Below are 26,601 nucleotides of genomic sequence, written 5' to 3' on the forward strand. Positions count from 1 at the left end.
ACAAACAGAATGCTATCGCTGCATAGTTGAACAGTGATGTTCAGCAGTGTTCAGCGTAAATGTATCAGAAAACCCTTCCCTTTCCCGGAGCAGCTCAGTGTAAAGCCTGATGCTCTTTTTTCTCTGATGGGATTACCGTAGAGGTGTTGCTACTGGGATCCTGCAGTGACCAGCTTTTCCTGTGCCCAACTCGCCAAACTCGAGATGCCCAAGATGCCCGTGACAGTTGGGATCCCTGTCACACCTTCTGCGGATGAGGCGGATGAGACAGAGATCGGTCATCTTTTGATCGTCGATGATCAGCCCAACAGCCGCCTGCTGCTGGGGGATCTGCTGCAGAGCATTGGCTATCGGGTCAGCGAGGCCGAAAGCGGCAATCAAGCCCTGCAGATGTTGAAAACCTTCCAGCCGGATCTGATCTTGCTGGATGTGATGATGCCGGGGTTGGATGGGTTCGAGGTCTGTCGGCGCATCAAAGCCAATGGCGAGACGCGTTTGATCCCGGTGGTGCTGATTACAGCGGCCAGCGATCGCAAAAATCGCGTGCGCGGTATTGAAGCTGGGGCAGATGATTTCTTGAGCAAGCCCTTTGACGAGTCGGAATTGTTGGCGCGGGTGCGTTCCCTCGTTCGCCAAAAGCACCTCAATGAAGACTTGGATCATGCTGCTCAGGTTCTGTTCGCCATTGCCCGCAGTGTGGAAAGCCGGGATCCCACCACCGGGGATCACTGTGAGCGCCTGGCACAAATGGCCAAGAGCTTCGGCGAGTTTTTGCATCTGCCCCGTCCCCTGATCAAGGTGCTGATGTGGGGAGGTTACCTGCACGACATCGGCAAAGTGGGCATACCCGATGCCATCTTGGGTAAAACAGGCAAGCATACGCCGGAAGAGTGGGAGGTGATGAAATCCCATGTCTTGATCGGGGAGCAAATCTGCCGCCCACTACGCACCATGAAAGAGGTGTTGCCCCTCATCCGTCACCACCACGAGCGTTGGGATGGCAGCGGTTATCCCGACGGCCTCAAGGGGGAAGAGATCCCCCTGGTGGCCCGCATCTTTCAGATCATCGACATCTACGACGCCCTCACCTCAGAGCGACCTTACAAGCGAGCGTTCACCGTTCAAGAGGCCATAAGCATCTTGCGGGAAGAAACAGCCAGAGGGTGGCGGGATCCCCAGTTGGTGGAGTATTTCTTTGAGTTTCTGCGATCGCAGGCGCCAGATTTGGAGTAGGCTGGATAGAGCTTGCTTGTAGTGTATCAGCAGGATAGAGTCTTTTGCCGGGTGCCGATCCGCTGCGCCGTTGTGTAGGCTGTCGCCAGTTGTTTCCTCGCTCACAACTGTGGCGGCTGGTCAGGCAATTTGATTCCCACCAAGTGCTTTTGGGCGAGGGTATGGGGCGCTCTGCCTATGTCTGTCGGCGGCTGGAATGTCTGCAAGCAGCCCGGCGCAAGCAACAGATAAACCGAGCCCTCAAGGCACCTGTGCCTGACTCGTTGTTCCAACGGCTGCTGGATTCTCTTGAGCAAGATTCCCAGGGACATCTCCTCCAAAAGCCTGAGCCTCAGAGGTATTCCCAAACATAGGTAAGATATTTAGACGCCCTTTTAGGTTCATCAGGTTGCGAACTACACGACAGCCCCCCTCAATTGTCAGAATGGGAGTTGGCCGGAAAACTGAGGTCAGGCTGGAGGAGCTGCAGAGAGGTTATTCTGGAGGCGCTGTTTCCATCTATTCTTTCCCCGGCTGCCCTACTGGATGTCCCCTGTGGATGTTGCCAGAGCAGCTTCAGACCTGGGTTCCCTTCAGGCCGGATCCCCGGAGGATTGCCGAGCTGTTCTCGATGCGCCGGAGGAAGCCCCCGCAAGCCCGAAAGGTTCGGCTCAACCCAATAACTTGGTTCCCATTGAGTTTGGATAGTAAAACTGACGAGAAGTAAAGGAGCAGAGGCTAGCAGACGAATGACCGATAAAGTTCGAATTTATGATATTGCCCGTGAGATGGGGCGTGACAGTCGGGATGTGCTGGAGGTTTGTGAGCAACTGGGGATCCCTTTCAAAACCCACAGCAGCACCATTTCTCCGGAGCAAGCTGAGTTGGTGCGCAGCAAGCTGGGCGCCCCCCACATTGTGAAACCTCCTCGACCCCGGCCCAAACCCCCATCTGAAAGCCTGCCGCCGGAGCCTCCTGCTGAAGCCAAAGTCGGTGAGCGCCCTCAGCAGAAAGTTCCCGGCACCGCCAGCGCGATCGTCGGCATTCGTCGGCCCGCGCCTGCTCAGCAGCCAGCTCCAGTTGGCGAAGCCAAGACTGCTGAAACTCTGCCGGCTGCCAAGCCCTCGCTGTCTCGACCTGAGCGAGTCTCCCCCGAAAAGGGATCGGCTGGTGGTGCTCAGCTCATAGGCCCACCGCGGCGGCAGGTTACCCCTCTTGTCCGCTCGTCTGAGGCCACCCAAAAGCCGGAGACTGTTTCTCAACCGGCAACCCCTCCCACTCCCTCTGAGTCTGCCGCGGCCAAAGCCAGCGGCTCGGAGCCCAGTCCTGTGGCCAAGCGCCCAATCGTACTCTCGCCCCCTCAACGAGCTACCTCCGGGACAAAACCGCCGGCAGAGCGGCCTGAACCGCCGCAAAAAGCTCCCGAGCCCAGTCGCCCCAGCCCCTCAGAAGCACCATCCCCCAGCCACGCCCGCGTTCCTCAGCCTGCGGAAGAAAAAGCTCCTTCTCTTCCACCTGCGCAGCGCCCCCGTCCACAACTGGTGAGCGCACCCGTTCGCCCTGGCACGCGCTCCCCGGCAACCAAAGAAGACAGTGTCAGCAGCAGCAAAGTCGGTGAAGCTCCTCGTCCGCAGCGGCGGATGGAATTGGTGGGGCCCCCTACCCGTCCTGTGGCCAAGCCGGCTCCCCCTGACCCAGATGCTGCCTCTCCCTTGCCAGAAAGAATCCCTGGGGAACGTCCCAGCCCGGTGTTGGCGGAGGCTCCCGTAAGACCTACCCCACCCAAGGTCAAGCGCAAAACGGAAGAAGAAGAGGACGACGAGCTACAAGCTCTCAGTCGGCGGGCTGCCCGCGTCCAAGCCAAACGCAAACGCAGTCGGAGACGGGGGGAAGGAGATGGAGATGGTTTGGATTTGGATCCCATGACCATCATTTCAGCGGTCAAGCAGGCTGAGCTGAACGCCCTCAAGCCCTTGGCTCGCCCCACCGCCAAGCCTCCTTCCTATCGCCCACCCGCGGCAACGGCTGCTCCCCCTGCCCGCCCCCGCCCTGCTGCCCGTTTGCAGCAGCAACCTACCTCCGCTGAGGCTGGTGCTGCCGATCGCGCTAGCGGGACAGAGCCCTTGCCCGAAGAGAAGGTGTTGCTCTTGGATGGCAGCCTCACCGTTCAGGAATTGGCCCATCGCCTGCGCGTGGCCGAAACCGAGATCATCAAAACCCTCTTTTTCAAGGGGGTGATGGTGACCATCAACCAGGTCTTGGATGAGTCGCTGGCCGAGTCGGTGGCCAAAGAGTTGGGCTACGAGATTCGCCGGCCCAAGGCAGAACCCGAGGCTAAAAAAACCGAAATGCTGGACGTGGAGGACATCGACCATCTGGTCTCGCGTCCGCCGGTGGTAACCATCATGGGCCACGTGGACCACGGCAAAACCACTCTCCTCGATGCCATCCGCGACACCAAAGTGGCGCAGGGAGAGGCTGGCGGGATCACCCAGCGCATCGGTGCCTACCATGTGGATGTGAACTTTGAAGGCCAGAAGCGGCGCATCGTTTTCCTGGATACTCCCGGCCACCAGGCTTTTACCGCCATGCGCGCCCGGGGAGCCCGCGTCACCGACATTGCGGTTTTGGTGGTGGCCGCCGACGATGGGGTACAACCGCAAACTCTGGAAGCGATCAGCCATGCGCGGGCGGCTCAGGTGCCGATCATCGTGGCCATCAACAAGATCGACAAGCCCGGCAGCCAGCCAGAGCGCATCAAGCAGCAGTTGGCGGAGCACGGCCTATTGCCAGAGGAGTGGGGTGGCGACACGCCCATGGTGGAGGTGAGCGCTCTCACCCGCCGTAACCTGGATGCTCTGCTGGAGATGATCCTATTGGTGGCCGATGTGGCGGAGCTGCAGGCCAACCCCAATCGTCCCGCTCGCGGCACGGTGATCGAGGCCCACTTGGACAAAGCCCGCGGGCCAGTGGCCACTTTGTTGGTGCAAAACGGCACCCTGCGGGTGGGGGATACCCTGGTGGCCGGCGCAGTGCTGGGCCGGGTCAAAGCGATGATGGACGACCGCGGCCAGCGGTTGCAAGAAGCTGGGCCGTCTTCGGCGGTACAACTGCTAGGCCTGGATGAAGTCCCGGCAGCCGGCGATGAGTTCCAGGTTTACACCGACGAAAAAGAAGCCCGTCGCATTGCCCAAGAGCGGGCAGAAGCGCTGCGGCAAACCCGTCTGCAACAGGCGCTGCTGTCTCGTCGCGTGAGCTTGGGTAGCGTTTCCGCCAAAGCCCAAGAAGGCCAGCTCAAGGAGTTGAACTTGATCATCAAGACGGATGTCCAGGGATCCGCCGAGGCCATTCAGACAGCGCTGCGGGATTTGCCCCAAGAGGAAGTCCAGTTGCGGGTTCTGCTGGCGGCCCCTGGCGAGATCACGGAAACCGATGTGGATTTGGCTGCGGCCAGCGACGCCATCATCCTCGGTTTCAACACCACCCTGGCCCCCGGCGCCCGCCAGGCTGCCGATGACAAGGGCGTGGATGTGCGGGAGTACGACATCATCTACAACCTGCTGGACGATCTGCGGGCGGCCATGGAGGGCCTGCTGGAGCCGGAAGAAGTGGAGGAGCCGCTGGGCCAAGCGGAAGTGCGCATGGTGATCCCCATCGGGCGCGGTGCGGTTGCCGGCAGCTATGTGCTCTCGGGCAAGGTGCAGCGCAATGCTCTGGTGCGAGTTCGCCGCAGAGGGGAGGTAGTTTACGAGGGACGTCTAGACTCCCTGAAGCGCTTCAAGGACGATGTGCGGGAAGTGGCTGCGGGCTTCGAGTGTGGGATCGGCATCGACAAGTTCCAATCCTGGCAGGAAGGCGACATCATCGAGGTGTACCAGATGGTCACCAAGCGGCGGACGCTGGCCTCTGTCTAGCTTCATCAAGGCACTTCAGGTTGGCCTGCCGGTCAGGCCTGTGTTCTCGGGCAGGGGATCCCAGACAGGGAGGGAAAATTTGAGCTGATCGCGCGAGCGGGACGGAGTCCTCAGAGGGAGGGAAGGGATGCAACAGAGCCAGAGACTGAGCCAGATGCTGTTTGTAACGCTGCGGGAGGATCCCGTTGAGGCCGAGCTGCCCAGCCACAAATTGCTGCTGCGGGGCTGCTTTATCCGGCGGCTCTCCCCAGGGATCTACACCTATCTGCCGCTCCTCTGGCGGGTGCTGCAAAAGATCTCGGAGATTGTCCGGGAGGAGATGAACGCCATCGGCGCTCAGGAGTGTCTTTTGCCCCAGCTGCAGCCGGCAGAGATCTGGCGGGAGTCGGGCCGCTGGGAGGTGTACACCCAGGCGGAAGGGATCATGTTTGCCCTTAAGGATCGCCAGGGACGTGAGCAGGCCCTAGGCCCCACCCATGAGGAGGTGATCACCTTGCTGGCCCGGGATCTCATCCGCTCCTATCGCCAGTTGCCGCAGACGCTCTACCAGATCCAGACCAAGTTCCGGGATGAGATTCGGCCCCGCTTTGGCCTAATGCGAGGGCGGGAATTCATCATGAAAGACGCCTATTCCTTCCACGCCAACGAGGAAAGCCTGCGCCAGACCTACCAAGATATGTACCGAGCCTATAGCCGCATCCTCAGGCGCTGTGGGCTGGAGTTTCGCGTGGTGGATGCTGATGCCGGGGCGATCGGGGGTCCATCGGCGGCCTCGCAGGAGTTTATGGTGCTGGCCTCTGCGGGAGAAGATGAGATTCTCTACACGCCCGATGGCTCCTATGCTGCCAATGTGGAGAAGGCCGTCTCCATCCCGCCGCCAGCGGCAGAGTCTCCCTACACCGCCTTCCAGGTTCTGGATACGCCGGGAACCGAAACCATCGAGAAGCTGGCCGCTTTCCTAAAAATCTCCTCTACCCTGATCGTTAAAAACGTCCTCTACCAAGCCCTCTACGACAACGGCCTGCGGGTGGCAGTGCTGCTCAGCATCCGTGGGGATCAAGAAGTCAATGAGGTCAAACTGGCCAACCACCTCAGCCGCCTGGCAGAGCGCTACCAAGCCAGCAAATTGCTCAAGCTCGCCTTGGCCGATGCCGAGATCCAAAACAGTTGGCAGGGGGATCCCATCCCGGTGGGCTACATTGCCCCCGACTTGCCGGATAGCTGTTTGGGCCGGCAGAAAAACCTTGCCCCCCAGATCTTACGCTTGGCCGACCAGACGGCAGCCCTGCTGCAGAACTTCGTAACCGGCGGCAACCAGGTGGGGCAGCACGTGGTGGGGGCCAACTGGGGCGAGCAATATCCCCTGCCGGAAGTGGTGGATGTGCGCAAGGCACAGGCGGGGGATCGGTGTTTGCTCAACCCCGACCAGATCCTGGAAACGGCCCGTGGCATCGAGATCGGCCATATCTTTCAGCTAGGCCTCAAGTTCTCGCTGCCAATGCGGGCCACCTTTACCGACGAACAGGGATCCGAGCAGCCCCTCTGGATGGGCTGTTATGGCATTGGGGTATCCCGCTTGGCCCAGGCGGCGGTGGAACAGTCCCACGATGCCAACGGGATCATCTGGCCCGTGGCCATTGCCCCCTATCACGTAGTGGTGGTGGTGCCCAACATCTCCGACGCCGAGCAGATGAGCGTGGCGGAAAAACTGGTGCAAGATCTCGCTGCTGCCGGCATCGAGACCCTCTGGGATGACCGGGACGAGCGGGCCGGGGTGAAATTCAAAGATGCGGATCTGATCGGGATCCCTTACCGCATCACCACAGGGCGCAGCCTCAAACAAGGCAAGGTGGAACTCACCGAGCGGGCCAGCGGCCAAGCCACGGAAATTCCCATTGAAGAAGTGGTGACCACCCTGAAAGAGCGGATTGAAGCAGCCCTAGCTGTGCCGGACTGAGCGTGGCTTCTCCTGAACCCGATGCTGAACATCTCCATTCTTAAAGAAGACGAATCCTATACTTTTCACTCTTATTTTGAGATGCCCTACGAGCCGGATGAAATCTTGGCTCAGTTTGGCTATCGACTGGAAATTGGGGAGTGGACATGGCCTGTTGCCCCTGCTCCACCTCAAACCCCAGTTCTGAAAGATCGGATCCGACAATTGTTACCTTTGGTTAGCCTCACCAGCGAAACAGCGCGGCGGGAATTGCTGGTGGCTCCTGTGCTGACCGAAGTGGCTCTCCATTGTCGAGTTCCTTTGCGGCTGGAGTATCCCCTGATGGTCAACAATTGGTTGAAGGGCAGCCTCGATTATCTGTTGCGAGGGAAGAACATCCTGCTGGTGGTTGAAGCCAAAAAGGACGATCTAACGCGGGCCTTTGTGCAAATGGCTGTAGAAATGATTGCCCTGGCGCAGGTGGAGCAGCAGGCTCAGATCTACGGTGCAGTGACGATGGGGTCTATCTGGCAGTTCGGACAAATTCTTGCCCATCAGCAGGTGATCAAACAAGACTTAACGCTGTATCGAGTACCTGAGGAGCTGGAAACCATTGCCGGCATTCTCACTGCCATGGTCAGCAACCCTAGCCAATCGTGAATTAAAAGCGTGAATTAAAAGTAAGTCATGGATCGAAAAACAGTCTGGTTTGCCCTAAAATTGATGCTGGCTGCTGCCGGGATCAGCACAGCCATCAAGTATGGTGGCCCTTACTTGGCCTTGCCGGAGCAAATACCGGTGGTGGTCGGGATGATCGTTTTGCCCACCTTGATCATGGCCGGGATCCTGTGGCGCTGGCAAATGCAGTCTCCTCTATCCAAAACTCCCCTACAAGCCGGCAAGGGATCCCTGGGAATTGAAGATGATAGAGCCTTCACCCCCAGCCCTTCTCCCAGGGGAGAGAGGGAAGTCTGAACTGCTGGACATGGAAGGCTGCCCAGATCCCTTGATGGGTGGGGGGAAGGCTATCGGGATGGGCTGGGATCCCTTGAACCCCTTACTGCTGGGTAAGGCGCAAGGTTACCGTTGGGCTGGTTTGGTTGCCGGAAGTGGCCGTGAGATTCACCTGATACACCGTGCCAGAGGCCGGAATGGGAGGTCGAACGGTGATTGTGAAACGGCCCTGGGCATCTGCCTGCACAGTTTGGTTGGTCACGGTCTGTTGGGCGCTGATGATGCCGCCCAGAGAAGTAGAAGCCGTTACATTCACCCGCACCGAAGCATTGGGAGCTGTAGTGCCCTGCAGCGTAAACGAAGAACCGGAAACCCGATCCCCATCCCGCAGGTTGGTGATCTGAGGCAAGAGGGGGCTGGGGGCGCTGACTGTAGCGGAAACCTCTTGGGTGGTCAGCCGCTGGATGCCCCCGGTGGCCCCTTCGATCAGGCGGGCCGGTTGTTCGGCGGTCATGAAGCGCACTTGGCCGCCATTTTCCAAGCGGGCGACGACGATCCCTTCCCGGGTGGTATCTTTCGCCTCGATTAGGGCATTCACCACATAGGTGCCGCTGGAGACTTCCTGAGCCGGCAGGGTTTGCACTTGCCGTCCATCTTGGATGAGGTAAACCGTCACCCGGCTGGAAGGAGTGCCTTTGACGGTAACCAGCAGGATTTCCCCGGCTGCCAAGGGGCGACTGCCGGCATTGTGATCCACCAGGTCGATGGAAGCGCGGACAGGGCTACCCACGGTGAAGCTCCAGGTCACGCGGCGGGTCACCCCCTGGGTATTGGTGAACTCCAGCAAGACTTCCCGACGCCCCGGCGGCAGAGGTTGGGCAGGGCGATAGGTGAAGAAATCGCGGGTGATCACCGACTGGGACGTGACATCTTGACCATCCACAAAAACCCTCACCGTTTCCGGGCGCACGCTGACGCCATCTTGGCTGCGGAAAGAAGCCGAGATTGGGGAGGTAGGTTCAACATTGGTGGCCGCTTGAGCTGGGCTGGGATCCGTAATTTGCTGAGCCCTTGCAGGCAAGCTCGACAACCCCACAACCGCAGCACCGATCACCAAGGCCCGGGGAAACCAGGAATACAAGTTATCGCTCATGAGACCATCCAAGAAAAGGATAGAGTACAGACAGACTACACAGGCAACAAGCCCAGAGAAAGGCTAAACAGAGTCCGGCAGAACATCGGCCTCGATATCCTGTTCGAATCCTGTCACAGGGGATGGCCCCTGTCGATACGCCTAAACCTCTGATCGGCTCTCCAATAGACTCAATCCCAGCGTCAAAACCGGGCAAAGTCAACTGCCATCTACCGTGTGGGATCCCATGTCCATCCTGGCAAAATCCAGAAGATGACTGTAGGTGAGGATGTAAGGGATCCCTTTGAAGGATTTGACTTAACTTGTGTTCGATGGGTAATCGATGGGTATCAGCTCATCTCAATTCACAAAAATAGCCCCTGTCGCTTGCAGATCGAGGCAGTGGTCGCCGGAGACATCGTTGACCAGGCGCACTTCTACAGTGATCACGTTGAAAGAATCCACGCTCACCTGGTAGCCCACAGGAGCCAACATCGGCGTGTTGATGGCCATGCAGTTGGGGATCAGCAGGTTGCTCAGGCGCAACGTTTCGCCTGCAGGCAGTTCCGAGACCTTCTGACGGGGATCGGTAAAGCCGTATTCCAAAGGCAGACCTGTGCGATTGCGGATCACCAGCTCGGCAGGTAGGTTGGGGTTAAAGCGGGCTACCGGGCGATCGAAGACCGATTGATCGACACCCACAGGCAGGCGCGGCAACGGCACTGTCTGAAAGGTAGGCTGAGCGGCAACCCAGAGGGATCCCTGCAACAACCCTCCGCCAACCCAGCCGCCCAGCAGAGTCGCCAACGTCAAAACCATTCTTTTGCTCCGTTCTGCATAGCTCATGGCTTTCGCCTCAGGATGTGCTTCCAGACTGGTGGGAGTTGGATCCCTTGCCTGCTTGTATTGTTCCCAAAAACGGCTGGCCGGGCCAGATGGCTGCTGTTTTTTCCAGGGTATGCCCCAACCAGCTAAGATCCCGTGGGGGGGAAGTTAAGTTAGAGTTGGCAATGCAAAGGGAGGCATGGCCATGCCAGCAGAACCGAAAAAGTCGGAGAAAAACTTCTCGTGGAAGGGCAGTGCCGACGCGGGCCGGGCGCTGACGATTTTGGCTGCCGTGGGAGCCGCGGTGATTTTACTGGCGGGGTTCCTACAGTAGGCAAACAGTAGGCAAAGCTGTTTGTGTCTGCAGCCGGCACAAGCACCTCAGCACGGCGGCGGAAGCCAAAGTTTCTTCTTCAAGGCGATTTCAAGGCGATGGTGGCAGCCTGCTCGACTTCCAACTTGCCTTCAAGGATCATCCCCGCCATGGTTGAAGATGTCCTCAAGGCAAAGGTGTTGTCTGCGGGGCAGGAAGCCGCCCTCGACTGCGTTCTCCGCCATGGCTGCCCTACAGAAAGAAGCAGATCCGGATGCTTTGGAAGTCCTGCTGATTGGTTGATGCGAGGTTCGCTACGCCTGTCCGGGTCACGCCGCTGGGCAGCAGGCTCAACAGGGAAAAAAGCCCAGCAGAGAAGGGATCCCTGCTGAGCCCCTTGAAAGCGCCGAGGAAGGGGTAAAGTGCCCTCAGCCCAGCAGCCGGCGGGCAGTGTTGACCACGTTTTCCACCGTGAAGCCGAACTTCTCCATGCACACCGGGCCGGGGGCAGAGGCGCCAAAGCGGTCGATGCCAATGGCCACCCCCTCAAACCCCAGGTACTTGTGCCAGCCGAAGGTGGAACCTGCCTCGACGGAGACGCGCTTGGTGACGTTGGGGGGCAGAACGGAATCGCGGTAGCTCTGGGGCTGGGCCTCAAACAGCTCCATGCAGGGCATAGAGACCACCCGCACCGCCCGGCCTTCCTGCTTTAGTTGGGCGGCAGCTTTCACTGCCAGCTCCAGTTCAGAGCCGGTGGCGATCAAGATCAGCTCTGGGTTGGGGGCATCCACCACCACATAGGCCCCTTTGGCTACGCCTTCAATGGAGGTGCCTTCCACCGGGTTGACCGCCTGCCGGGTGAACACCAGCACAGAAGGGGTGGTCTTGGCTTCTAGGGCCACCTGGTAAGATCCCACTGTTTCGCGGGCATCTGCCGGGCGCAGCACATAGAGGTTGGGGATAGCCCGTAGGGAAGCCAGTGTCTCAATGGGCTGGTGGGTGGGGCCATCTTCTCCCAAGGCGACGGAGTCGTGGGTCATGACGTGCAGCACCCGCACTTGCGAGAGGGCCGATAGGCGGATGGCAGGCCGCATGTAGTCTGTGAAGATCAAAAAGGTGGCGTCGTAAGGGATGAGGCCTCCATGAAGCGCCATGCCGTTGGCGATGGCTCCCATGCCGTGTTCCCGCACCCCAAAGCGGAAGTTGCGCCCCTCGTAAGATCCAGCCTGAAACTCTGGGATCCCTTTTAAATAGGTCATGTTGGAGTGGGCGAGATCTGCGGATCCCCCCAGCAGTTCCGGCACGGCCTTGGCCAAGGCATTCAGACACAACTTGGAGAGGTTGCGGGTGGATTCTCTGCCGGTTTCGGCAATGGGGGCCAGCGCTTCTTTCCAGCCCACCGGCAGCTCCCCGGCCATGATGCGCTTGAACTCGGCGGCCTCTTCGGGGTAAGCCTTCTCGTAGGCGGCGAAGCGCTCGTTCCACTCGGCCTCGGCCTTGGCCCCTTTTTCGATGGCCTGGCGGAAGTGGGCCAGCACCTCGTCGGGAATGTAAAACTCCGGCTCCAGAGGCCAACCCAGGTTTTGTTTGGTGAGCTTCACCTCTTCCGGCCCCAGGGGTGCCCCATGGACGCTCTCGCTGCCGGCCTTGTTGGGGGATCCGTAGCCGATGGTGGTCTCGACAATAATCAAGGACGGCTTGTTGGTGACTTCCTTGGCTTTCTGGATGGCCTCGGCGATCCCTTTCAAGTCGTGGTTGCCGTCGTCTACCTTTTGCACGTGCCAGCCGTAGGCTTCATAGCGTTTGCCCACATCTTCCGTAAAGGCGATTTCTGTGCTGCCGTCGATGGAGATGTGGTTGCTGTCGTAAAGCATGATCAGCTTGCCCAGTTGCAGGTGGCCGGCCAAAGAAGCTGCTTCGGAAGCCACCCCCTCCATGTTGCAGCCATCCCCCAAGATCACGTAGGTGTAGTGATCCACAATGGTGTGGCCGGGCTTGTTGAAGCGGGCGGCCAGATGGGCCTCGGCAATGGCCAACCCTACCGCATTGCCCACCCCTTGCCCCAGCGGGCCGGTGGTGACCTCTACCCCCGGAGTTTCAAAGTTTTCCGGGTGGCCGGGGGTTTTGGATCCCCACTGGCGGAACTGCTTAATGTCCTCCAGGCTTACATCGAAGCCGGTTAGGTGCAGCAGCGCGTACTGCAGCATGCAGCCATGCCCCGCCGAGAGCACAAAGCGATCCCGATCCACCCACTTGGGGTTGCGGGGGTTGAACTTCATGAACTGCTGCCACAGCACATAGGCCATGGGTGCTGCTCCCATCGGCAGGCCAGGGTGGCCGGAGTTGGCCTTCTGAACAGCATCCACCGCCAAAAAGCGAATCGTATTGATGGCAAGTTGTTCCAGAGAGGGAGGAGCAGCAACAACCATGTGGGATCCCTATCGCTCGACATTTGCTTTCCAGTATGCCGCGTTTTGGGTCTTGCTTCCGAGGCGCTAGGGATCAATTGGGCCGGGAAATTGGCTTTGTCCAAATTCCAACGGGGCCAAATGGCAGGCTAAGCTGAGTGATACCGTCGCTGCTGTTTTGTGTTGGAGCACTTCTTTGACCGTTGTTTCTTCTTCTCCTGGCGGCAAACCCTCCTGGCTGCGGGCCAAGGCCCCTCAACGGGTGGGATCCGTCAAACAACTGCTGCGGGACTTGGGCCTAAACACGGTTTGCGAAGAAGCTTCCTGTCCCAACTTGGGGGAGTGCTTCGCCAACGGCACCGCCACCTTTTTGATCATGGGCCCGGCCTGTACCCGCGCCTGCCCCTACTGTGATATCGACTTCACCAAACGCCCTCTGCCCCTGGATGCCACTGAACCCCTGCGGGTGGCAGAAGCAGTGGAACGCTTGGGATTGCGCCATGCGGTGATTACGTCGGTGAATCGGGACGACCTGCCCGATGGGGGAGCCAGCCAGTTTGTGGCCTGCATTGCGGAAATCCGCCGCCGCATGCCCCAGACCACCATCGAGGTCTTGATCCCAGACCTATGTGGTAACTGGCAGGCGCTGCAGCAGATCTTGGCCGCCCGACCGACGGTGCTCAACCACAATACCGAAACGGTGCCCCGCCTCTATCGCCGTGTACGCCCGCAAGGGAACTACGAGCGCTCCCTCAAACTGTTGGAGTTGGCACGGCAATGGGATCCCGGCCTGTACACCAAGTCAGGGGTGATGTTGGGCCTGGGAGAAACTGCCGAGGAGATCTTGCAGGTGATGCGGGATCTGCGCCGGGCAGGGTGTGACATTCTCACCTTGGGCCAGTATCTGGCTCCCAGCCCCAAGCACTTGCCGGTGGAGCGCTACGTTCCCCCCGAAGAGTTCGACCATTGGCGACGGGTGGGAGAGGAACTGGGCTTTTTGCAGGTGGTGTCTTCGCCCCTAACCCGCAGCTCCTACCATGCCGAGGCTGTGCAAGAGTTGATGCAGCGCTTTCCCAGGAGGAGCTCCTGAGCGCTGGGGCCTCGCCGGCTGCCCGACCTTGTGGGTTGCGCGAGAGAAGAAACCTACTCTGAGATTGGCTCAAGGCCGGGTTTCAGGGCGGCTACAACGTCAGGGATCCCACCTTGTGCTCTATGAGCTGCGCCAGATCTTGCAGGAAGGCCGCTGCATGGGCGCCGTAGATGACACGGTGATCGCAGGTGAGGTTCACCTGCATTTGGGAACGGATGGCAATGGCTTTTTCCGGCGTCGCCACCACCGTGGGGCGAGAAGCGCCGATGGCCAAAATGGATCCCTGGTTGGGGGGCAAAATGGCATCGAAGCGATCCACCCCAAACATGCCCAGGTTGGAGAGGGTGAAGGTGCCGCTGGTGTACTCCTCTGGCTGCAGTTGCTTGCGCCGCGCCCGCTCCACCAGATCCTTCCAACGGCGGGAGATCTCGTACAGATCGAGCCGGTTGGCCTGCTTCAAGACAGGAGTGATCAGCCCGCCATCCTCCATGGCCACCGCCACCGCGATGTTGATATCGGCTTTGTAGTGGATCCCGCCTTCTGTGTAGCTGGCATTCAGAAGGGGGTGCTTCTCCAGGGTCATGGCCACGGCTTTGACCAAGAGGGCCGTCAGGGTGACTCCTTTGGGCTTCACCTGTTGGTAGAGGTGATCCAGGCTATCGGTGGTGATGGTGTAGCCGACGTGGAACACTGGCACGCCCAGGCTGGCGTTCATATTGCGCACCACCGCCGCTTGTAAAGTGCTGAGGGGAACCGTTTCTCCCAAGGGGACAGCCGCAGGAGTTGGGGACGTAGGGGCTGGGGCAGAGGGGGCAGCCACTGCAGGAGCGGAAAGGGCCGCTGCCCGCTCCACGTCTTCGGCTATGATGCGACCGTTGGGGCCGGAGCCGCGCACGGTGCGCAGATCGATTCCCAGGCTTTCCGCCAATTTTTTCGCCCGCGGGGAAGCCACGACCCGCTGGGATCCGGCGCCATCCGATCCATTTGGCAGTGTAGAGGTGGGGGTTGCCGCAGGGGCAGGACTTGTCGGCTGAGCTGCAGAGGCGCGGTCTGCGCTAGGTGGAGCCGCAGGGGTAACGCCAGCAGCGAGGGCTTTGGCTTTTTCCTGAGCTTGGGCCACTTCCGCTTCGCTTTCGGCAATCAGGGCGATGGGCGCGCCCACCGGGGCTGATTCCCCTGCCGGCACCAGGATACTGGCCAGGATGCCGCTGTGGAAGGACTCCACATCCATGTCCGCTTTGTCCGACTCCACCACCAAGATGTTTTCTCCCTTCTCCACCCGGTCGCCGGGGTTTTTCAGCCAGGCGACGATCTTGCCCGTTTCCATGGTGGAGCTGAGGGCCGGCATGGAGAATTCGTGGATCATCGATGGGGATGGGAACACAGCAGAAAAGATTGTAACCCAGGAGACGGGATCCCCGCGCACGTCCCTGGGCCGGCTTTGGGCTCACCGGGTGCCAGCCGCTTCTGCTTCGGCCACCACCAGCAGGGTTTTCAACAGGGAATCGGGGTTGAGGCTGATGGAATCGATCCCCGCCTGCACCAGGAAGCGGGCGAAGTCGGGGTAGTCGCTGGGAGCCTGGCCACAGATGCCGATCTTGCGCCCGTGGCTTTTCACCGTCTGGATCACCTGGGCGATCATCCGCCTGACGGCCTCGTTGCGCTCGTCAAAAAGGTGGGCCACCAGGGCTGAGTCGCGATCCAGGCCCAGAGTGAGCTGGGTGAGGTCGTTGGAGCCGATGGAGAAGCCGTCGAAGATCTGGCAAAACGCGTCGGCCAGGATGACGTTGCTGGGCAATTCACACATCACGTACACCTGCAGACCGTTTTCTCCCCGCACCAGGCCATGGCGGGCCATCTCTTCCAGCACCTTGTGCCCCTCTTCCGGCGTGCGGCAGAAGGGGATCATCAAGATCACGTTGGTCAGGCCCATCTCATCCCGCACCCGTTTCATGGCCCGACACTCCAAGGCAAAGCCCTCGCGGTAGCGGGGATCCGTGTAGCGGGAGGCCCCCCGCCAGCCAATCATGGGGTTTTCCTCGTGGGGTTCGTAGCGGGATCCCCCCAACAGGTGGGCATACTCGTTGCTCTTGAAATCCGACAGCCGCACGATCACCGGCTTGGGATAGAAGGCGGCGGCGATGGTGCTCACCCCTTGGGCCAGCTTATCCACAAAGTATTCAGGCTTATCGGGATATTGGGCGGTCAGCTCCGCCAGGCGAGGCTCCTCCTTCACCGCCTGCTCGTAGTTGAGCAAAGCCAGCGGGTGGACCTGAATGTGGTTGGCAATGATGAACTCCAGCCGCGCCAGCCCCACGCCATCGCAAGGGATCCCGCTGAGGCCGAAGGCTTTTTCTGGGTTGCCCACATTCATCATCAGCTGGGTGCGGGGACGGGGCAGCTCCTCCAGCGGGATCTCCGTCACCTCATAGGGCAACAGGCCCGGGTAGACCCGCCCTTCTTCCCCTTCGGCGCAGGAGACGGTGATGGGCTCGCCGGAACGGAGCACCTGCGTGGCGTTGCCGCAGCCCACAATGGCCGGGATCCCCAGCTCGCGGGCGATGATGGCCGCATGGCAAGTTCTGCCCCCCTGGTTGGTGACGATGGCGCTGGCCTTTTTCATGATTGGCTCCCAGTCGGGATCCGTTTTTTCGGTCACCAGCACCTCGCCGGCCTGAAACTGATCCGAGCGGCGCACATCCAAAATGACGCGGGCTGTGCCCTGGCCAATGGCCTCGCCTACGGCCCGTCCCCGCACCAGAGGCTCGGGCTGCGCCCCAGGCTGGGTGAAGCGATAGGTGGTCAGCTGGTTGGCCCCTTTTTGCGACTGCACCGTTTCGGGGCGGGCCTGGACGATAAACAGCTCGCCGGTGATCCCATCTTTGGCCCACTCGATGTCCATGGGGGTGAAGCGGCCCCGCAGCGCCGAGTAGTGCTCTTCGATCAAGCAGGCCCACTGGGCCAATTTGAGGATTTCCTCATCCCTGAGGGCATATTGCTTGCGCAGGCTTTCGGGGACGGCCACGTTTTTGGTGGAACGGGATCCCCCCTCGTCGTAGACCAGCTTCAGGGCCTTGCTGCCCAGCTTGCGGGAGAGGATGGGGCGCAGTCCCTGCTTGAGGGTGGGTTTGAAGACCACGTACTCATCGGGGTTGACGATCCCTTGCACCACGTTTTCCCCCAGGCCGTAGGCGGCGGTGATCAGCACCGCATCTTTAAAGCCGGTTTCTGGGTCGATGGAGAACATCACCCCCGAGCAAGCCAGATCCGAGCGCACCATCTTCTGCACCCCCACCGAGAGGGCTACTTGAAAATGGTCAAAGCCCTTGATCTGGCGGTAGGAGATGGCCCGGTCGGTAAACAAGCTGGCAAAACAGTGGTGACAGGCATTGAGCACTGCCCGCACTCCACGCACGTTCAGGTAGGTCTCCTGCTGGCCGGCAAAGCTGGCATCCGGCAAGTCTTCTGCCGTGGCACTGGAGCGCACCGCCACATCGGTGTCGGGGCCGTAGCGCTCGCACAGCTTTTGGTAGGCTTCGGCGATGGCCTGCTCTAGCTGAGGGGGGAAGGGAGTTTGCAAGATCAAGGTGCGGGCAGCCTTGCCCCGCTCGCGCAAATTTTGGACATTCTCAATGTCTAAGTCTTTGAAAATCTCCTGCAACTTCTCCTCTAGGCCCGCAGAGGCGATGAACTGGCGATACGCATGGGCGGTGGTGGCAAATCCTGTCGGCACCTGGATCCCCTTTGAGGTGAGCTGCTGCAGCATTTCTCCCAAGGAGGCGTTTTTCCCGCCCACCTGGGCAACGTCCCGCAGCCCCACCTCCGTCAGGGGCAAGACCAAAGGCGGCTCTGAGCCAAGCTGGGGTTGAGAGGGTTGCTGAAGCTGGGATCCCCTGGTTGCTCCATCCGACATGTCTTACCTCCTTCTTAGATCCATTGAGCGATCCATTGAGCCAACGCCAATTGCTGGGGTGTGCTGTGTTGTCGGCTTGGGATCGCTCCCGGCTCTCCTATGCCAACACTCGGCCCAACTCATTCTTGGTGGGCCATAACCTCACTCTAGTCAGGATTTTCTGCCCCTTAAAATTGCCCAGGGATCCCCCCAAGAAGGCTTAGAAGGCGATGAGACAAGGCAGATCCCCCCACCACCTGCCTGCGGAAGTTGCTGCAAATCTTCGACCTTTTTTACTCAGTGCAAAAGTAGCCGGGCTGCCACAATGGTCAAAGAAGTCAATTTGGGCAACAACGGCATGGAGGGCCACAAGGAGGCTGCAGCAGACATTCGCCAGATCAGGGTGACGGAAAAACAGCAGGGCTTGCGGCTGGATCGAGGATTGGCAGAGCAACTGCCGGAGCTGTCGCGGTCGCGCCTGCAGCAGCTTATCCGCCAGGGCCAGGTTTGGCTCAATGGGCAGCCCTGCCGGGATAAGGATCGCCCCCTGCAAGCTGGGGATGAAGTCGAGGTGCGGATCCCGCCAGCCACCCCGACTGCCCTGCAGCCGGAGCCGATCCCCTTGGACATTCTTTACGAAGATGACGATTTGCTTGTGATCAACAAGCCCCGCGGTTTGGTGGTGCACCCCGCCCCCGGCCACGCCAGTGGCACCCTGGTGCACGCCCTGCTGGCCCACTGCCCCCATCTTTCAGGCATCAACGGCGAGCTGCGTCCAGGTATTGTCCATCGCCTTGACAAAGACACCACTGGTGCCCTGGTGATTGCCAAACACGATCAGGCCCACCAGCACCTACAAGCCCAGATCCAGGCCAAAACCGCCCGGCGCATCTACTTGGGGGTGGTGTTTGGCCGGCCGGCCCAAAGCCAAGGCACCGTCTCTGCCCCCATTGGGAGGCACCCGGTGGATCGGCAGAAAATGGCCGTCCTGACCCCTGGCCAAGGGCGAGTGGCGGTAACCCACTGGCAAGTGTTGGAGCGGCTGGGCAACTACACCCTGATGCAGTTTGAGCTGGAGACCGGGCGCACCCATCAAATTCGGGTGCATGCTGCCCACATGCGCCTACCCATTGTCGGGGATCCCCTCTACACCCAGAGCAAAACCAGCCCTGTTAAGCTGGGCGGCCAAGCTCTCCATGCCTGGAAGCTCTCCTTTGTTCACCCGCGCACAGGCCAGCCGCTGCAGTTTACCGCTCCCCTGCCGGAGGAGTTTGAGCGGCTCTTGCGGCAGTTGCGCAGCCAGGCGGGCTAGGCAGCCTCTGGGGTTTCCCCCTTGCTTTGCCTGGTCATTGCAAACGGCTGTGGAACAGCTGGTTGGTTGATCCCCAGCTCCCCTCGCCCGCAAGGGGTGAGGGTCAGCGGCGAAGGGTCTTCATCTTGTTTGAAACGAGTATGCCCAGTTGTCCCCACACCCGTGGGGGTGAACCCGGCCAGAGAAGAGAATTAAGACAATCTCACATCTGCTGGGATCCCTTGCGTGGATGGGTAACACTGGGACTAGGTCGCAGAAGCGGCGCGTAGCGCAATCTCAAGGAGCCGAACATGAGCAAGAGCTTGCTGGAGCAGTTGCGAGAGATGACCGTCGTGGTGGCTGATACGGGGGATATCAACGCCATCGAGAGCTTTAAGCCTCAAGATGCCACCACCAACCCCTCATTGATCACGGCTGCAGCCCAAATGCCTCAGTATCAGGGCATTGTCGATGAGACCTTGCTCAAAGCTCGCCAAGAGGTGGGATCCAAAGCTGAGCCGAAAGCCGTGGTGGCCCATGCCATCGATCAATTGGCGGTAGCCTTCGGCGTGCGCATTTTGTCCATCATTCCTGGCCGGGTCTCGACGGAGGTGGATGCCCGCCTCTCTTACGACACAGAAGCCACAGTTGCCAAAGCCCGCCATTTGATCGAGCTGTACAAGGCAGCAGGAGCGGATCCCAAGCGGGTGCTGATTAAAATTGCCTCGACTTGGGAAGGGATCCGAGCTGCCGAGATCCTGGAGAAAGAAGGGATCCACTGCAACCTTACCCTGTTGTTTGGCTTGCACCAAGCCATAGCCTGCGCCGAAGCGGGGGTGAAGCTGATCTCGCCCTTTGTAGGCCGCATCTTGGATTGGTATAAGAAACACACGGGCCGGGAGAGCTATCCCCCTGCCGAAGATCCGGGGGTGCAATCGGTAACCCAGATTTACAACTATCTGCGCAAATACGACTATCCGACCGAGGTGATGGGGGCCAGCTTCCGCAACATCGGGGAGATCATCGAGTTGGCCGGCTGCGATCTTCTCACCATCTCACCGGCGCTGCTGGCGGAGCTGCAGAACACCGAGGGTCACCTGGAGCGCAAACTGGATCCGGAAAAAGCCAAGAAAATGGACATCCCGCGCCTGGTGATGGATCGAGCTACCTTCGACCAGATGCACCGGGAAAACCGCATGGCCTCAGAAAAGCTGGAAGAAGGGATCCAGGGCTTCTCCAAAGCGCTGGAGGTGCTGGAAAAACTGCTCACCGAGCGGCTGCAGAAGCTGGAGGGTGCCAAGGAAACCATTACCCACGCCGCCCAGGATGTCTTCCGCCTCTACGACCTGGATGGGGATGGCTTCATCACCCGCGAGGAGTGGATGGGGGCAGATCGCGTTTTCGATGCCCTGGATACCAACCAAGATGGCAAAATTACCCCTGAGGAAATGTTGGTCGGCCTAGGGGCGGCGGTCTATCTGAAGAATTAGCCGCTGGCAGCCGGCCTGGGAAAACCTCAAGGTCTATGGGCGAGAACTTTCGCCACATTGGAGACGGGGTGGCCGCCCTGGAGGCACAAGCCCGCCGCTGGATTGCCCAGCGGCTGCAAGGGATCCCTTACGATCCGCCGCCGGGGCCAGCAGCCAGGCAGGTGCTGCATTGGATCGAGACGGATCTGCTGCCGCGCCTGCAGCAAACCCCCCAGGAGCTGGAGAACCTGCTGCATGGGCTAGGGGGCGGCTATGTGCCCAGCGGCCCTTCCGGCGCCCCCACCCGAGGCCGAGTGGACGTGTTGCCCACGGGGCGCAACTTTTACTCGGTGGACATTCGCGCCATCCCCACCCCCACCGCCTGGCAGGTCGGCTCACTGGCCGCCGAGCGGCTGGTGGAGCGCTACGTGCAAGAGCAGGGGGAATATCCCCGTCGCCTGGGCCTATCCGTTTGGGGCACTTCAACTCTAAGAACTGGCGGCGACGATTGGGCCGAGGCCCTGGCGCTCTTGGGGGTCAAACCCCGCTGGGATGGAGGACGGGTGGTGGACATCGAGATCCTGCCTGTAGCGGTTTTGGGCCGCCCCCGTGTGGATGTAACCTTGCGCATTTCTGGCTTCTTTCGCGATGCCTTTCCCAATCTGATTGCCCTGTTTGACCGGGCCGTGCAGGCCGTGGCTGACCTGGAGGAGCCAGAAGCCGACAATCCCCTGCGGGCCCACGTGCTGGCCGATACCCAGTACTGGCAGGAGCAAGGGATCCCAACGCAAGCAGCGGCGGAGCGGGCGCGGCTGCGCATCTTCGGTTCCAAGCCAGGGGCCTACGGGGCCGGCCTACAGGGGCTGATCGAGGCGCAAAACTGGGAAACAGAAGCGGATCTGGCCCGCGCCTACCTCAACTGGAGCAGCTACGCCTACCGGGCCGATGGCGAGGGAGAGCCGGCCCCCGAAGCCCTGCGGCGGCAATTGGCCCACCTGCAAATTGTGCTCCACAACCAAGACAACCGCGAGCACGACCTGCTGGACTCCGATGACTACTACCAGTTTCAAGGGGGGATGGTGGCGGCAGTGCGAACGCTCCAGGGCCGCAACCCGCGGATTTACTTCGGGGATCACGCCCGTCCCCACAACCCTAAGATCCGCACCCTGGCCGAAGAAATTGACCGCGTCTATCGCGCCCGCGTGATCAACCCCAAGTGGATTGCCGGCGTGATGCGCCACGGCTACAAGGGCGCCTTCGAGATGGCTGCCACCCTGGACTACCTCTTTGCCTACGACGTCACCACCCATGCTGTGCCGGATTTCATGTACGCCGGCCTGGCCCGCGCCTACCTATTGGATCCCCAAGTCCAGCAGTTCCTGCGATCCCGCAACCCCTGGGCGCTGCGGGACATGAGCGAGCGGCTGCTGGAAGCCCACCAGCGGGGCTACTGGCAAGAGCAGGCCCTGGAATTGCTGCCTCAGATCGAAGCCCTGATGCTGGAGATGGAAGCCTACCTGGAATCCCGCTCTCCCGTGGCGAGAGAAGGTTAAGTTCTGCTAAGATTTTTTCATCCAAACCAGTTGTGGAGGGATCCCAGGCCATGAGCAAATCTGAGCTGTTGCGAGAGATTCTGGGGCCACTGTTGGAGGACTACCGCTACTGGTTTGAGCGTTCTCGCCGCTTTTTGCAGGAAGAGACCCTGGAATTGATCAGCCCAGAAGAGCAGCAGTCCTTGCTGGAAGAGGTTTTGGCTGCCCAGGCGGAGCTACAGGTAGCCAAAGCGCTTTATCAGGCCTCTGATCAAGAGGTTGGCATCGACCCTGGGCTGATGGCAAAATGGCATCGCCTGCTGATGAAATGTGCCGAATTGGGCCGTCAATTTCGCCAGATTCACCCCTCCCCCGACCTGTAATGCTGCAGATTCTCTACCTCATCGCTTTTGTGGCCATTGCCTTTTTGGCCCTGCGCAACTTGGTTACCAATGTCATCACACTGGGCGTGGAAGAGCGCAAGGCCTCTCCTCGTCGTGCCCGCAAGCGGATCCCTCACCCAGAGCTGCTGGATGAAGATGGCAACCTCACCGAGGAGCCTCTACTGGTGATTCGCTCGGCCAGCTTGGAAGAAGCTCGCAGCCGTTTGGAAGATCTCTATTCCGGCTCGCCGGACGAAGATTAGGGGAGTTTCTTGGGCTTTCTCTCTTGGGCGTGGCTGCACTAGCCTGGGAAGGTACTGCGCGCGATTTGCCCGAGCGTCTGGTGGGCGAGTCAACGGAGATGGGATCCGACTTCAACGTGGAATCGGTGCTGGAGGCGGTGCTCGGCAAGCTGAAGGTTTTGGCGGAAACGGGACAAACCTTTGGTCAGCCGATCACTATTGGTGAGACGATTATTGTCCCTTACATGTCCTTGCATTTTGGCTTGGGTGGGGGAGGGGGTAACTTTGGAAAGACTGCTCCTGGCTGTCGCGGCAACGGCGGGGATCCGGCCAGTCTGTTCGGGGGAGCGGGGGGCGGGGTGCGCATCGAGCCAGTTGGCTTTCTGGTGATCCGAGGCGAGCGAGTGGAGCTGCTGACCACCGTCCAGAAGCCCGACCAGTGGAACCAACTCAGCGAGACTCTGGTGCCCCTGTTGCAGCAGTGGCTGCAAAATCGTGCCGGCAACTCCTGAAGGGACTAGCCGCGAATGGAGAGGCGGGATCCCTGGGGAGAGGGTTGTACCTCAATGCGGCGGGGGAAAGCATCCTGCAGGCTGGGGATGTGGGTGATCACCAAGATGCAGGCAAAGTCGGGGGCGATGGCGTTGATGGCGGCCAGCAGTTGGGCGCGTCCGGTGGCATCCTGGGATCCAAACCCCTCGTCGATGAGCAGCGTTTGCAGATCGGATCCCGAGCGCTGGGTGAGCAGGCGGGACAGGGCCAGGCGAATGGCGAAGTTGATGCGGAAGGCTTCTCCGCCGGAGTAGGTCTCGTAGGGGCGGGTGCCGTGGGGATCGGCGATGAGGATGTCGAGGGTGTCGCAAGAGCTCCGTCCGGCTACCGAGAACAGCTTGGCCGGTGAGCAATAGCGTCGCCCGGAGCGCTGGGTTACAAATTGCAGGTGCAGGCGGTGTTGGGTCAGGCGGGCCAAGATCTGGTTGGCCTGGGCTTCCAGCTCCGGCAGGACATTTTCGACGATCAGGGCGGGGATGCCGTTGCGACCATAGGCATTGGCCAGCTCTTGGTACACCTGCTGCTGGCGGCGGGCCTGCTGCAGTTGTTGTTCCAGCTCGGCTTGCTCCGCCTGCTGTTGAACCGCCTGTTGTAGCCGTTGCTGGGCAGCCCCTATCTGAGACAGCACCTCATCCAGCCGCCGGCGGTGCTCCCGCAGGGTTTGGCGGATCCCTTCCAGCTGAGCAGGCAAAACCTCGGGATGCTCCGCCAGTTGTTGCTGAAGCCGTTCCAACTCTTGGGTGGCCTGGGCAAAGTGCTGGCGGCTTTCCTGCAGGCGTTGGGATAGGGCTTGGGTGCGGGCTGCCACCTCCGGCAGTTCCTGGCGGGCCACCTGTAGGGCTTGCAGGCGCACCGGCCAGAGTTGCGCTTGGGCCAGTTCGGCTTTCACCTGCTGGTGCAGGGATCCATCGTAGCCCAGGTGGTTTAACGCCTGTTCCACCTGAGCCAACCGCTCCGCCAGGGGAGAATCCGATCGCGCTAGCGGGCCGGAGTCCTTGGATACCGCCTGTTGCAGGGTTTCCAGTTGTGCCTGTAGAGATGCGATTTGCTCGCAGAGGCGAGAGCGGCGCTCTTGGGCCTTGCGGAGTTCTTGAGAGCGGCCCAGGGCCCAGCGCCAGCGCTCCAGTTCTCCCCGTTGTAGAGCGTGCTCGCGCTCGTCATAGCCCAGTTGTTGCAGGGCCTGCTGGATCTGCTGGAGCTGTTGCCGAGCTTCTTGAGCGTAAGCTTCCCGGTCGAGGATTTCCCTCAACTCTGCCGCTTCTGCTTGCCAGAGCTGGATTTGCCGGCGGCGTTCCTGCTCGGCTTCCCACTGCTGTTGCAATCGCCCTTGCAGATGCAGGCGCTCATCCCAGGTGGCCAGTTCTTGGCTGAGACGGCGGTATTCTGCTTGCAAGAGTTCGATCTCCCGGTCGGCCACCGCCAGTTGTTCGCGGATAACAAACAGTTGGCCGGCAATTTCCTCTTGACGCTCGCGGTGTTTTTTCAGCACCACATCCCGCAGGCGCGGGCTGAGGGGACGGGCGCAGAGGGGGCAAGTCCAGTTGCGACGGCGTTGCGGAGCCATAAAGCCGGATCCCTGCGGCTCTGCTGTCGGCGTTGCAGGGGATGGCTCGGCAGGCTGGCCGACAGAAGATAGGGCCGGGGATCCCTCCTCTTGTTCTGCTGCCTCCTCGACAAGGGCTGTCACTCTTGCCAAAGTGGGGGTGACCTGATCTCGTTCGCTGCGCGGAGCACTTTGAGCGGAAAACACCTCTTGACCTTCCTCCCAGGTGGTCACCAACAGGCGGCAGCGTTCTTCTTCCTGTTGCCACTGTTGCTGGAGAACCCGCTGGCGTTCCTGGAGCTTTTGCACGAACAGCCGCCGTTCTTGGACTTTTTCCAACACCCGCTGCTGGTAGAGACGCCGTCGCTCCAGCTCTGCCAAGGCGGCCTCTCCTTCGGCGATTTTCTGCTCCAGTTGCTGCTGCTGTTGGGCTAGAGTTTCCTGGCTTTGTAGTTGCTGGCTGAGAAGCTGAACGCGGGCTTGCAGGCGTTCCCGCTCGCGGCGGATTTGCTCTTGCCAATGCTGTTGCTGCTGGAGAAGGACGGCGGCTTGAGCTTGGGCTTGGTTCAGGGCCTGGAGACGCTCTTGAGCTTGCTGGTAGTGGCGCAGGCCGATTTCGATGCGCTCCTGTTCTGCCAGCAATTGGGCATCGGCTTGGGCCTGGGCTTGGCAGGTGGCCAACTCCTGTTGCAGCCGTTGCATCTTGCGCAGTTGCTGCTGTTGCTGCTCTGCTTGCTGGGCTTGCAGCTTTTGGCGTTCTTGGAGCAGATGCTGCTGTTGCTCGAAGAGGTGGTGGAGATGGCGATCTTGGGCCATCAGGGCTTGGTAGCGTTCGTAACCCGCCAGGATGTCTTCACTCTGGGCGATCAGCTCTTCCAACTGGAGCAGGTGCTGTCGCTGGGCACGCCACTGTTGCTCGGTGTGCTGTAGGTTGGTGCCGAGCTTTTGCAAGTGTTGGGTAAGGTGTTGGTGGCGCTCCTGCAGGATGCAGCGATGTTCGTAGAGGCGCTCTAGGGCTTGCAATTCCTGCTGTTGCTGGGCTAGGAGCTGCTGCAGATGAGTTTGCCGTTGTTGGAGTCGCTCCAGCTCGGCTTGGATTTGGCCAACGTGGGCCTGTTGTTGGTTGAGCTGCTGCAGGCGCTCTTGGAGCAGATCGGCTTTGAGTTTGGCACTGCGCGCCTGTTCCCGGCAGCGGTCGGCCAGCAAATCGTACTGCCCCAACTTGAGCATGTCGGCCAAGATCTGCTTGCGCTCGCCGGGACGCTTCAGAGTGAAGGCATCCGCTTGTCCTTGTCGCAGATAGGCGGAGTGAATAAAGGTCTCGTAGTCGAGGCTGAGCTGACTTTGAATGGCCTGTTGGGTGGCGCGCATGCCGCGGCGGGTTAGGCTGCGCCAGCGAGGTTGGCCGTCGGTTTCTCCGGTTTGAATTTGCCACTCCAGGGATCCCTCGCCCGATAGATGACGGCTGCGCAGGATGCGGTAGGTTTGTCCTCGCGAGCGGTAGATCACCTCTACCCAGGCTTCGCTGGCCCCCTTGCGGATGAGATCGCTATCGTTGCTAGCCCGGCTTTGCCCCCAGAGGCCCCAGGTGAGGGCATCGAGCAGGGCAGACTTGCCTGCCCCATTGGGGCCACAGATACAGGCAGTATGGATCCCGCGCAGATCCAAAACGGCGTGAGCGTAACAGAGAAAATTGTGCAAGGTTAGGCGAACCGGGATCACGGAAAACTCTGAGGGGCTCTGGTTGCCAGAAAAAATGAGGTTGAGCCATTTGATCCAGAGTATCGCGTCAGCGGTGGGGAGCAACAATGAGGAGTGAGAAGTGAGGAGAGAGGAGTGAGGATACTGATACATTCACGCTGAACTCTCCTGAACATGGTTCAGGAAAGAAGCGATCGCATCCTGCCTATCTC

The 26,601-nt window shown here is 60.3% G+C and carries 19 protein-coding genes and 1 pseudogene; 14 read left to right on the forward strand and 6 right to left on the reverse strand.

The features are described 5' to 3' along the window. Positions 1-213: 213 nt before the first annotated feature. The 6 genes from NW839_RS07235 to NW839_RS07260 all read left to right on the forward strand — a co-directional run bounded on the left by NW839_RS07235 (position 214) and on the right by NW839_RS07260 (position 8,037). A complete protein-coding gene (locus NW839_RS07235) occupies positions 214-1,233 on the forward strand; it encodes an HD domain-containing phosphohydrolase (protein WP_414351949.1) in 1,020 nt (339 codons plus the stop codon). Between the two features lie 44 nt (positions 1,234-1,277). Continuing rightward, the gene (locus NW839_RS07240; protein WP_414351948.1) at positions 1,278-1,586 is read left to right on the forward strand and encodes a YlxR family protein; all 309 of its coding nucleotides are present in this window, start codon (positions 1,278-1,280) and stop codon (positions 1,584-1,586) included. A 375-nt stretch (positions 1,587-1,961) separates the two neighbouring features. Next, the gene (infB, locus tag NW839_RS07245) at positions 1,962-5,126 is read left to right on the forward strand and encodes a translation initiation factor IF-2 (protein ID WP_414351947.1); all 3,165 of its coding nucleotides are present in this window, start codon (positions 1,962-1,964) and stop codon (positions 5,124-5,126) included. A gap of 127 nt (positions 5,127-5,253) precedes the next feature. Beyond that, the gene (locus tag NW839_RS07250) at positions 5,254-7,083 is read left to right on the forward strand and encodes a proline--tRNA ligase (RefSeq protein ID WP_414351946.1); all 1,830 of its coding nucleotides are present in this window, start codon (positions 5,254-5,256) and stop codon (positions 7,081-7,083) included. A 21-nt stretch (positions 7,084-7,104) separates the two neighbouring features. Continuing rightward, the gene (locus tag NW839_RS07255) at positions 7,105-7,722 is read left to right on the forward strand and encodes a hypothetical protein (RefSeq protein ID WP_414351945.1); all 618 of its coding nucleotides are present in this window, start codon (positions 7,105-7,107) and stop codon (positions 7,720-7,722) included. Positions 7,723-7,749: 27 nt separating this feature from the next. Next, positions 7,750-8,037 carry a hypothetical protein gene (locus NW839_RS07260; RefSeq protein ID WP_414351944.1) on the forward strand — a complete coding sequence of 96 codons (288 nt, stop codon included), beginning with the start codon at positions 7,750-7,752 and terminating at the stop codon, positions 8,035-8,037. Positions 8,038-8,119: 82 nt separating this feature from the next. Here NW839_RS07260 and NW839_RS07265 read toward each other — a convergent pair whose 3' ends face one another. Both NW839_RS07265 and NW839_RS07270 read right to left on the reverse strand, forming a co-directional pair. Next, positions 8,120-9,169: a hypothetical protein gene (locus tag NW839_RS07265; RefSeq protein WP_414351943.1), complete on the reverse strand. Its 1,050-nt coding sequence runs from the start codon at positions 9,167-9,169 to the stop codon at positions 8,120-8,122. 339 nt (positions 9,170-9,508) lie between these two features. After that, positions 9,509-9,994: a hypothetical protein gene (locus NW839_RS07270; protein WP_414351942.1), complete on the reverse strand. Its 486-nt coding sequence runs from the start codon at positions 9,992-9,994 to the stop codon at positions 9,509-9,511. Between the two features lie 178 nt (positions 9,995-10,172). Between NW839_RS07270 and NW839_RS07275 the strand changes: the two genes are divergently transcribed. Then, complete coding sequence (locus tag NW839_RS07275) at positions 10,173-10,307, forward strand: hypothetical protein (protein ID WP_414351941.1); 135 nt, start codon at positions 10,173-10,175, stop codon at positions 10,305-10,307. Between the two features lie 407 nt (positions 10,308-10,714). Here the strand turns inward: NW839_RS07275 and tkt are convergent, their stop codons facing one another. After that, entirely contained in the window at positions 10,715-12,715 is a 2,001-nt protein-coding gene (tkt, locus tag NW839_RS07280) for a transketolase (RefSeq protein ID WP_414351940.1), read from the reverse strand. A 175-nt stretch (positions 12,716-12,890) separates the two neighbouring features. Between tkt and lipA the strand changes: the two genes are divergently transcribed. Then, entirely contained in the window at positions 12,891-13,784 is an 894-nt protein-coding gene (gene lipA, locus NW839_RS07285; protein WP_414351939.1) for a lipoyl synthase, read from the forward strand. Between the two features lie 91 nt (positions 13,785-13,875). On the opposite strand, the gene NW839_RS07290 is transcribed toward lipA, so the two are convergent. Continuing rightward, positions 13,876-15,150, reverse strand: coding sequence for a dihydrolipoamide acetyltransferase family protein (locus NW839_RS07290; protein WP_414380554.1), 1,275 nt, complete (start codon positions 15,148-15,150; stop codon positions 13,876-13,878). A gap of 81 nt (positions 15,151-15,231) precedes the next feature. Next, on the reverse strand, positions 15,232-17,697 hold the full coding sequence (ppsA, locus tag NW839_RS07295; protein ID WP_414352067.1) for a phosphoenolpyruvate synthase: 2,466 nt from the start codon (positions 17,695-17,697) through the stop codon (positions 15,232-15,234). Positions 17,698-18,034: 337 nt separating this feature from the next. Between ppsA and NW839_RS07300 the strand changes: the two genes are divergently transcribed. The 6 genes and pseudogenes from NW839_RS07300 (at position 18,035) to NW839_RS07325 (ending at position 23,105) form a co-directional block, all read left to right on the forward strand. Then, a complete protein-coding gene (locus NW839_RS07300; protein WP_414331111.1) occupies positions 18,035-18,988 on the forward strand; it encodes an RluA family pseudouridine synthase in 954 nt (317 codons plus the stop codon). Between the two features lie 290 nt (positions 18,989-19,278). Beyond that, positions 19,279-20,457, forward strand: coding sequence for a transaldolase (locus tag NW839_RS07305; protein ID WP_414352066.1), 1,179 nt, complete (start codon positions 19,279-19,281; stop codon positions 20,455-20,457). A 50-nt stretch (positions 20,458-20,507) separates the two neighbouring features. Further along, positions 20,508-21,989, forward strand: a pseudogene (locus NW839_RS07310) (cobaltochelatase subunit CobN); the annotation flags it as partial. A gap of 50 nt (positions 21,990-22,039) precedes the next feature. Then, positions 22,040-22,351, forward strand: a complete 312-nt coding sequence (locus NW839_RS07315; protein ID WP_041436371.1) for a DUF2605 domain-containing protein — start codon at positions 22,040-22,042, stop codon at positions 22,349-22,351. After that, a complete protein-coding gene (locus NW839_RS07320) occupies positions 22,351-22,614 on the forward strand; it encodes a DUF2973 domain-containing protein (protein ID WP_414344596.1) in 264 nt (87 codons plus the stop codon). Before NW839_RS07315 ends, NW839_RS07320 begins: the two co-directional genes overlap by 1 nt. Before the next feature lie 65 nt (positions 22,615-22,679). Continuing rightward, complete coding sequence (locus NW839_RS07325) at positions 22,680-23,105, forward strand: GerW family sporulation protein (RefSeq protein ID WP_414344594.1); 426 nt, start codon at positions 22,680-22,682, stop codon at positions 23,103-23,105. Positions 23,106-23,110: 5 nt separating this feature from the next. Here NW839_RS07325 and NW839_RS07330 read toward each other — a convergent pair whose 3' ends face one another. Then, on the reverse strand, positions 23,111-26,542 hold the full coding sequence (locus tag NW839_RS07330; RefSeq protein WP_414352064.1) for an AAA family ATPase: 3,432 nt from the start codon (positions 26,540-26,542) through the stop codon (positions 23,111-23,113). Positions 26,543-26,601: the final 59 nt, after the last annotated feature.

Source organism: Synechococcus sp. R5-15 (assembly GCF_047462035.1).
Classification (GTDB): domain Bacteria; phylum Cyanobacteriota; class Cyanobacteriia; order Thermostichales; family Thermostichaceae; genus Thermostichus.